Origin of the sequence: Aeromonas sp. HMWF017 (assembly GCF_003061465.1) — a bacterium.
Lineage (GTDB): Bacteria > Pseudomonadota > Gammaproteobacteria > Enterobacterales > Aeromonadaceae > Aeromonas > Aeromonas veronii.
The window spans coordinates 1-7,006 of sequence record NZ_QAJD01000024.1 but is presented as its reverse complement, the minus strand read 5'-3'; the positions used below and the strand labels follow the sequence as shown (position 1 = coordinate 7,006).

Here is a 7,006-nt window from a genome sequence, read left to right as displayed (position 1 = left end):
AGCATCTAAGCGGGAAGCGAGCCCTGAGATGAGTCATCCCTGACCCCTTGAGGGTCCTAAAGGGCCGTTGGAGACCACAACGTTGATAGGTGGGGTGTGTAAGCGCGGCGACGTGTTGAGCTAACCCATACTAATTACCCGTGAGGCTTAACCATACAACACCCAAGAAGTGTTCTGGGCCTTGTAGCGAATGAACGAACTACTCAAATTCAGTGATAATGACCAAGTCGTTATTCACGTCAGCTTTCTCAGATTGAAGATTTTGCCTGGCGGCCATAGCGCCGTGGAACCACCTGATCCCATGCCGAACTCAGAAGTGAAACGCGGTAGCGCCGATGGTAGTGTGGCATTCGCCATGCGAGAGTAGGACACTGCCAGGCACCCAATTAAACGGTGATGTGAAGAATCACGTCACTGGCTGTGAGGATGACACCTCAGAAGAAGCAGCAGAAGATTTAGCGCAAGCTAACCGAATGCGGAGCGGTAGTTCAGTCGGTTAGAATACCGGCCTGTCACGCCGGGGGTCGCGGGTTCGAGTCCCGTCCGCTCCGCCACTAATTTGAAGGCCTTCCCAGAGATGGGAAGGCCTTTTGCTATGGGCGTTTTTGTCCATAAGACCCACAGGTTTGCATACCAGAACAAATACCAAAACTCGGCCTCACGACCGGGCTTTGTGTTTTTAGCGTGTTAAACAGCCAGTGTTAGCATTTATCTAGAGGAAGAGAACTAAAACCCTGTCATCTCCTCCATTTTCTATCTATATCAAGCTCTTATCTGATGGATTACTAGCCATTTTAACTGGTTTACTTTTGGCCAAACTCTGTTCATGGTGCGCGATTAGGGTTGTATCTCGCTTATAACTCGGTAGAGTAAGGGCATCTTGAGTTTGCCTGTCCCGTGCCGAGTTTGCCGGGTTCCAGGTGTAACTTGGCCAGTTTTTATCAACCTTAAGTCAGTGGTATCGATATGGAACAAGTAAACAAGTCCACCTTCAGCGATGTACTGGAATATGTGCGTATGTCCCGTCGCCAGAACAAACTCAAGCGTGAAATTGCGGATAACGAGAAGAAGATCCGTGACAACCAGAAGCGCGTGCTGCTGCTCGACAACCTGAGCGACTACATCAAGCCGGGCATGAGCATTGATGATGTGCAGGCGATCATCGCCAACATGCGTGCCGACTATGAAGAGCGTGTGGATGACCACATCATCAAGAACGCCGAGCTCTCCAAAGAGCGTAAAGAGCTGAGCACCAAACTGAAGGGCATGAGCTCTCACAAATAAGCGCTCAGCTTTCGCTTAAGAGACACCGGCCACTGGCCGGTGTTTTGTTATCAGCTCGGATCTCTGCCACTCCTGCAACAATCGGCTCCCCTTTTTAGAATTGCCCTGTTACCATCACCACAAAGCGGTCAATAGTTTCAAGCCATTGACTTGAAAAGACTAAGCTTGAGTGAAACACAATAAATTGCGCAACCATGGTGGGGCTGATATGGGCGCATCAGAACAGACGGATTTGACACAAGTGGCATCTCAAGATTCATCTGTCCAGACCTCGGACGGGAACCCAAAGCGCAAGCGCCGTCCCTGGTGGCGTTGGCTGTTCTGTTTTCTCTTTTTATTGTGCCTGGGGGCTGTGATCGCTCTGGTTGGCTATGAGATGAAAACCTCGAAGCTGCAATCTCAGGAGATCTCCCGCTATGCCGCCAAGCTCACCTATCAGGTCGAGCCTGGCCAGAGCAAGCAGATCGCTTTCCCTGAGGATGGCCCGTTCGACAAGCGGCTCGGCTATGTGCAACTGCCGATGATGCAGGAGCGTTTGCTTCAGCGGGGCTATGAAGTCAGCAAGCAGGTACATTTCTCCGACGCGCTCTATGACTATGCCAGTCGTGGCTTCTTCGTGCCCTATACCGAGAAGGTGCAGGCCGGTTTGACGCTGCACGATTGCCGCGCCGAGCCCTTCTATCAATTCAAGTATCCGACCCATCACTATCCGGATTTTGATTCCATTCCGCCGCTCGTCATCCAGTCGCTGCTCTTTATCGAGAACCGCGATCTGCTGAGCAACGAAGAGCCGTTGGCCAACCCGGCGGTCGATTGGCCCCGTTTTGCCAAGGCCGCGCTATCTCAGGTGGGCAAGGCGCTCGATATGCAGGATCAATCTGCCGGTGGCAGTACCCTGGCGACCCAGGTTGAGAAGTATCGCCACTCGCCGGATGGCCTGACCCTGTCGCCGACCGAGAAGATCCGTCAGATGGCCTCTGCCAGCGTGCGGGCCTATCGTCTCGGGCCGGAAACCCTTGAAGCGCGCAAACTGGTCGCCTGGGCCTACCTCAACTCGGTACCGCTCTCGGCTGCGCCGGGATATGGTGAGGTTCATGGTCTGGGAGATGGTCTCTGGGTCTGGTTTGGTGCCAATGTCGATGACGTGAACCGTCTGCTGGATCCTGCCCGCAACCAGAATGCACCGCTGGCCGAACAGGGGCTTGCCCTGCGTCAGGTAGTCTCTTTGATGATTGCGCACCGCCGTCCCTCTTACTATCTGGCTCAGGGGCGAGAGGCATTGGCTACCCTGACCGACAGCTACTTGCGCCTGTTTGTGCAGGAGGGAATGATTACGCCACCTCTGATGGAGGCGGCGCTCAAGGCCAAGATTACGTTTCGTGATTTCCTGCAGTCCCCGGCTATCACCCGGGTGAACAACAACAAGGGGTTGCAGGTTGCCCGTACTCGCCTGAGCCGCCAGCTCGGGGTGCAGCTCTATGACCTCGATCGGATGGACCTGACGGCCGATACCAGCCTCAACATGCCGCTGCAGAACGAAATCTCCCGTTATCTGCAACAGCTGGCCGACCCGACGTTTGCCGCTCAGGTAGGGCTGTTTGGTGAGCGCCTGCTCTCGCCGGAGAAGACGGGCGATGTGCGCTACAGCTTCACCCTGTTCGAGAAGTCGCCGGAAGGGTTCAAGGTGCGGGTACAGACCGACAACACCGATCAGCCGTTTGATATCAATGAAGGCTCCAAGCTGGAGTTGGGCTCAACCGCCAAGTTGCGGGTGTTGACCACCTATCTGGAGATTGTGGCCGAGCTGCACGACAACTATGCCGGGATGCCGGTCGAGAATCTGCGCAAGCTGGCTGCCGTCTCTCAGGACAACCTCAGCCGTTGGGCCATCTCCTATCTGATGACGGCTCAGGACAAGAGCCTGCCTGTGATGCTGGAAGCGGCGCTGGATCGCAAATACTCCGCCAGCCCCAACGAAGGGTTCTTTACCGGTGGCGGCATGCACACCTTCAACAACTTCCGCCGCGAGGATAACAATCGTATTCCGACGTTGCGTGACTCTCTGCGTGAGTCGATTAACTTGCCCTTTGTGCGGCTGATGCGCGATATCGTGCGCTACAGCCTCTACAAGGAGGGCAACCGTGCCCAGTTGCTCAAGGATGACAAGGATCCCCGTCGTCAGGAGTATCTGGCCAAATTTGCCGACAAAGAGGGCCAGACCTATCTGCTGCGCTTCTGGCGCAAATATCGCGGCAAGACTCCCGAGGAGCAACTCGATACCTTCCTCGACGGTCTCAAGCCGAGTGCGGTACGTCTGGCGGCGGTTCACCGCTACCTGATGCCGGAAGCCAGCGAAGCGGCTTTTGCTGCCTTCCTGGCGGAGCGGTTGCCGCGGGAGAAGCTGAGCGCCAAGCGGGTCAATCAGCTCTATGTGAGCTATGGCCCGGGCAAGTATTCACTGCCGGATCAGGGCTACATCGCCCGGGTTCACCCGCTGGAGCTGTGGCTGCTGGCCTATCTCAAGCAGTTCGACAAGGCCACCTTTGCCGACGCGGTGGCGGCCAGTCGTGACGAGCGGCAGGAGGTCTACAGCTGGCTGTTCAAGACCCGTCATCGCAGTGCCCGTGACAGCCGGATCCGCACCATGCTGGAGGTTGAAGCCTTCCTCGATATCCATCAGCGCTGGGCCAAGCTCGGTTACCCGTTCGACCATCTGGTGCCTTCGCTGGCGACCGCGTTGGGTAGCTCCGGCGACCGCCCGGCAGCACTGGCCGAGCTGATGGGGATTATCCAGAATGGCGGTGTCCGCTCGCCAACCCTGCGTATCGAGCACCTCTCGTTCGCCAAGGGGACGCCCTTCGAGACCGAGTTTGAGCCGCAGCACACCGAGGGTACCCGGGTGATGCCGGCAGAGGTGGCGGCCGCCCTGCGCAGTGCGCTCTCCAAGGTCGTTGAAGGGGGGACGGCAAGACGTATCGCCGGTGCCTTTACCCTGCCTGATGGCACTGTGTTGCAGATGGGGGGCAAGACCGGGACCGGGGATAACCGGATTGAAACCGTGGGTCGTTATGGCAACGTGACCAGCTCGCTGGCGCGCAACCGCACCGCAACCTTCGTCTTCTATCTGGGTGAGGATCACTTCGGTACCCTGACCGCCTATGTACCGGGTAGCCAGTCTGACAAGTTCAGGTTCACCTCGGCGCTGCCGGTGCAGGTGCTCAAGGGGATGGCTCCTCTGCTGACGCCTTACCTGCAACCGGGCTCCCATACTCAGTGTCTGGTGAACCAGTGATGCGCACGAATTACCGCTCATCACGCAGATAACTAACCAGAAAAAATGGGGAGGCTGACTGCCTCCCCGTTTTTATTTCCTTATCGGGCGCAGCGGTGCTCGATTGCGATCAGGCATTCAGTACGAACTGCTCGATCACCTGAGCCACGCCATCTTCATCGTTGCGGGCAGTGGTGTGCTGGGCGAGAGCCTTGATCTCGTCGGTGGCATTGCCCATCGCAACCCCGAGGCCTGCGTATTCGATCATGTGGCGATCGTTGCCCGCATCCCCGACGCAGATCACCTGATCGGCGGTCAGGCCAAGGTGCTCGGCCAGTGCGGCCACGCCGGTTCCCTTGTTACTCTGCTTGTTCATGAACTCGAGGAAGAAGGGGGCGCTCTGTACCACGGTATAGCGCTCATAGAGCTCTGCAGGCAGTCGCTCGATGGCGCGGGAGAGCTGGGGCGGCTCGTCGATCATCATCACCTTCATGATCTGCTCGTCGGCAGGCAGGGTGGCGAAGTCGATCAGATTGATCGGCATGCCGATCAGGCGGGATTCGTGCTCGGTGTAGCTGCTGACACGGGGACTGATGAGGCCCTGGGTGACCGAGAAACCGTGGACGTTCACCTCCAGCTCGTCAGCCAGCTTGGCGACGGCGCTGGCGTCACTGCCGGTCAGCAGCTGGCTGCGGATGATGTGCTGATCGGCCACCTGTTGCACCAGGGCACCGTTGTAGCAGATGACGTAGTCATGCTCTGTGGTGAGGCCGAGTTCTTCCAGATAGCGGCTCATCCCTTCCAGCGGGCGGCCGGAGGCCAGCACAACGGTTACCCCTTTGGCGCGCGCGGCGCTGATGGCGGCGTGGGTGCGGGGAGTAATCTGCCCCTGCGGGTTGAGCAGGGTGCCATCCATATCCAATGCGATCAGCTTGTACATCTCTCACTACCTGAGTCTGGGTGGCCCGCCCGGTGGGGCCAAGGAAGTGGCGAGTGTAGCGAAAATCGGCGGCGGGATCACGGCCGGTTCAGCGATGGGGCCGTGCCGGTTGAGCTATTTGTGTCCCTCGTAAGGGGTCATCTCCAGGGTTTCATCATGGATGGTCAGGCGGGTAGGGCCTCGGGTGATGGTAACCTTGCGTTTGAAGCTGGCCATCTCGACCTCGATGCCGGAGTAGAGGTGCTGGGTGGCAATGACCTCCATCTGAGCCATCAAGTTTCGCAGCTCCTCCTGGTTGGCGGTGAGCTGCTCATCGAGCTGGGCCAGTTCGGCCAGCTGATGGTCCCGGATCGGTTTGAGCTTGCGTAGGGTATCCGGATTGCGCTTGTCGCCGGGTAGTTGCAGCAACTTCATGACCAGCTCCTTGATTTTCTCCAGCTGGGCCTGACACGCCTGCTGGCGCAGCTTGAGCTGGTGTTCCTGCTCCTTGTGGGTGAAGTAGCCGCCGAGGATCTGCAGCCGGGTATGGTTGGCGGCCTCGGCCCCCAGGCTGGGGGCCATGATCAGGCGATTGGCAATGCTGGTTCCCCCCAGCAGAGTGCCTTTGCGCATGTTGCTATCGCCCACCTTGATATCTTGTCCGCTGCGGGAGTAGCAGTGGCTGAGCTGGCTCTGGATCTGGATATCCCCCCCCGCTTCCAGCTGGGCATACTGGGCGTAGCTGGCGTGGATCTCCCCTTGAGCATTGAGCTGGCAAAGGTATTCCCCCTGCTCGTTGCGGCGGCCAATGATGCCGTGGCGTACCGTAATGCTGCCCCCTGCCTCGATCCAGCCCCCTTCGATAAAGCCGCCAATCACGATGTCACCGCTGACCCTGATCTTCATACCCGGGTTGACGTCGCCGCTGACGATTAAGCCCCCTTCAAAATCAATGTGGCCGTGGCGGGCATCCACCTGTTTGACGCTGAGCACCTCGTCCACCTTCATGCCTGCTTTCTCCTGACAGGGCAGGCCAGCCCGACCGGCAATCAGCAGGTCGGGATCGTCGGGGGAGATGAAGGTGCCCTCGCCAGCGCTCATCGGACTGTCTTTGCCATCTTTGGCGGGCAGATCCTGACCGGTCACGGTAAAACCGGGTACCCCGACGGTGGCCGGATGACGGCGCATCAGCGGAGCGCCGGCCTTGACGGTGACGATGGAGCCGAGATCCCGCAGGTCGACCTTGCCATGACCCAGCTCCTGCGGTTTGAGGATCCGTTCGGCCGGGGTCTCCACCAGCCGCTCATAGCGAGTGTCCTGACCATTGACGGCTGGCTGGCCGTTGGCAATCACCAGCTTGAGCTGACTGCCGGGAGCTGCCTCCTTGGCTGACTGGATGGCAGCGGTGAGCAGTTGCTCACTGACCCCCTGTTTGATTTCGCTGATGGCGATCGCCTCTTGCAACTGCTCCAGCGTCACATACTTGCCCCCCCAGTCGGCAGTGATCTGGGCGATGGCGCTCATGCGATCCT

General features: G+C 58.4%; 4 protein-coding genes, 1 tRNA gene and 2 rRNA genes. 5 read left to right on the top strand and 2 right to left on the bottom strand.

Going from position 1 to position 7,006, the window contains the following annotated elements:
- The 5 genes from DBR30_RS01870 to DBR30_RS01850 form a co-directional block, all read left to right on the top strand.
- Nucleotides 1-155: ribosomal RNA gene (locus tag DBR30_RS01870) — 23S ribosomal RNA — on the top strand; the annotation flags it as partial.
- Between the two features lie 110 nt (nucleotides 156-265).
- Nucleotides 266-380 (top strand): 5S ribosomal RNA (gene rrf, locus DBR30_RS01865).
- 97 nt (nucleotides 381-477) lie between these two features.
- Nucleotides 478-554: transfer RNA gene (locus tag DBR30_RS01860), tRNA-Asp, on the top strand.
- A gap of 412 nt (nucleotides 555-966) precedes the next feature.
- Nucleotides 967-1,284: a PTS system regulator TmaR gene (gene tmaR, locus DBR30_RS01855; protein WP_005336024.1), complete on the top strand. Its 318-nt coding sequence runs from the start codon at nucleotides 967-969 to the stop codon at nucleotides 1,282-1,284.
- Between the two features lie 208 nt (nucleotides 1,285-1,492).
- Nucleotides 1,493-4,576 (top strand): transglycosylase domain-containing protein, encoded by a 3,084-nt coding sequence (locus DBR30_RS01850; RefSeq protein WP_108541127.1) that lies wholly within the window; start codon nucleotides 1,493-1,495, stop codon nucleotides 4,574-4,576.
- A 109-nt stretch (nucleotides 4,577-4,685) separates the two neighbouring features.
- Here DBR30_RS01850 and yidA read toward each other — a convergent pair whose 3' ends face one another.
- Both yidA and DBR30_RS01840 read right to left on the bottom strand, forming a co-directional pair.
- Nucleotides 4,686-5,495 carry a sugar-phosphatase gene (gene yidA / locus DBR30_RS01845; RefSeq protein WP_108541128.1) on the bottom strand — a complete coding sequence of 270 codons (810 nt, stop codon included), beginning with the start codon at nucleotides 5,493-5,495 and terminating at the stop codon, nucleotides 4,686-4,688.
- 114 nt (nucleotides 5,496-5,609) lie between these two features.
- The coding region (locus DBR30_RS01840; RefSeq protein ID WP_108588167.1) for a DUF342 domain-containing protein at nucleotides 5,610-7,006 on the bottom strand (1,397 nt) is incomplete at its 5' end.